At 39.4% G+C, this 2,039-nt stretch carries 2 protein-coding genes; one reads left to right on the plus strand and one right to left on the minus strand.

The features are described from left to right. The coding region (locus J07HQW2_RS05325; RefSeq protein ID WP_021054380.1) for a hypothetical protein at window positions 1-286 on the minus strand (286 nt) is incomplete at its 3' end. 196 nt (window positions 287-482) lie between these two features. On the opposite strand from J07HQW2_RS05325, the gene J07HQW2_RS05330 reads away from it, so the two are divergent. Beyond that, complete coding sequence (locus tag J07HQW2_RS05330) at window positions 483-1,709, plus strand: hypothetical protein (protein ID WP_021054381.1); 1,227 nt, start codon at window positions 483-485, stop codon at window positions 1,707-1,709. Window positions 1,710-2,039: the final 330 nt, after the last annotated feature.

Raw genomic sequence — 2,039 nt, forward strand, 5'->3', positions numbered from 1 at the left:
AGGTATTCTCCTCGATTATGACTAGCAATCCTGAGTCGTCGAGTCTCTTTTGAAATGTGACTGAATTAGTTTCTGTTGGAGAAATGCTATAGTCCATCGAATCGGCATCAATAATCCCATCATAATCAGAATCTATTCGATTGAGATCATTAACATCTGTAGTGACTTTATGACTAGTTGTAAGCCTATCATTATCAGCATCAATATTGTATGTATCTACGTTGACTACAGCAAACACACCAGTCCAGATGATGATTAAAACGACTATTAGGGTTGATTTGCGCATAACATTCTATTGAGTGATAGAGTAACATTGGTATGTTAAGCGTCGTATTTACACTTCATAGTATTTTATACATTCGGATATTCAACGCAAAATATAGTCATATATCAACTCAATATACACATTATAGTCTAAAATGTATCGAAACTGAAGGGTAAAAACAGGAGAATAAATACCAGATTCAGTATAATATAGAGTAATGACGACAGTCACAATTGAGTTGCGCTACAAGGTGACTCAACTGGACAACTACACATCAAATATGAAAAAAATTATTCTATTCATCCTTTGTATATTTATTCTGTCTACAGGGTCTACGTTCTTACCAGTAGACGTTCAATCAAATATTCAGTCTGAATTATCATCAATAACATCGACAACATACTCAGAGATGAATAAAACAGGGGTACAAGACGATGATACAACCGATGGACTCAGCGATTTTACTGAGACGAACCAAGACGACACACCTGATACTGCTAATCCAGATACGAATACGGATTCTTCTGAATTTACGGAATCATCAACAGAGCGTAGCGAAAATACAGATACAGATGGTGACGGGTTGACAAATGATATAGAGGCAGGTCTTGAAACAAATCCACTGAGTCCTGATACCGATAGAGATGGGCTTTCTGATCATATTGAGTATCACACGTACAGGACGGATCCATTGGATCCTGACACCGATGGAGATGGATTTTCTGATGGGCACGAAGTGACACTCCCAGATAAGCAAATAGAGGCGTATAATAGATTAAACCCGTTACAAAAGAATGTAATCTATGAAATTGATAGGACATCTGCTGTTCCCAGTCTGTATACGTCTGATTTAGATCAAATACAGCAAGCGTTCTTATCTGCGCCGGTTGAAAATCCTAATAATGAAACGGGGATCATTATCTCATTCATACAGGATGAGTCAATGCTTCGACCAACAGAGTTCATTACATATGATGTATACCTCTCTGAGTACCAATCTGAGTTCACATATAGAGACAAAGGGGTTCGACATGTATTGATTGGTACTGATATCGCCAGTGAACAGTCAACAACCATTATTGGCATCTCTGAAGTTGGAGGAGACATACTCCTGATCGAGTACGATGGAATTGATGCAACAGGGAATATCTTGATGCACGAAATTGGGCATTCATTAGGTCTATCCAAAGAGACATTTACCGGAATTGATTCTCGTGAATACACAACTGAGGAATATCCCAGTACAATGAATTATAATCAGTATTCTTGTGAAATTAATCAGGATTGCACAAATGTTGTAGAGTATCAATATTCAACAGGGGGTGGAGGGTCAAATGACTTTGATGACTGGGGATATATTGAATCTGTATTTATTGCGAATGCTCCGTCGACGTCTCAATTAGAATATATTCCGTCGAATAGTATTAACAAGACAACCCCATAACGACATCATTATTTTAAATGCAAATCTACCTACGTGGGTGAGTATTGCAGTTGTGCTGGTCGTCGGAGTTGTTATCCTGCAAGTTCTCAACGGGGGTAGCAAGTGACTGGCTTCAGTCAAAGTACCGTAGAACGGCTTAGATACTTCGTTCACCGACCCGCGAATCGGTCAGTACAGAGAATATATCCAGCAAGATGGACTTTGTATGAATCACACTATCGAACCGATAGTCGCTAACTGCCCGAGTCAATCAACAATAGCCAGCAAAGTAACTCCGAGAAGCACAAATATCGTCCAGAGGACGGGCAGTGGGGTTCGGTTTAGTGCCCC

Source organism: Haloquadratum walsbyi J07HQW2, assembly GCF_000415985.1.
Taxonomy (GTDB): domain Archaea; phylum Halobacteriota; class Halobacteria; order Halobacteriales; family Haloferacaceae; genus Haloquadratum; species Haloquadratum walsbyi_B.

Excerpts from the sequence above, each read along its gene's own strand:
- J07HQW2_RS05330 (WP_021054381.1), top strand. The coding sequence starts at position 483 with ATGACGACAGTCACAATTGAGTTGCGCTACAAGGTGACTCAACTGGAC.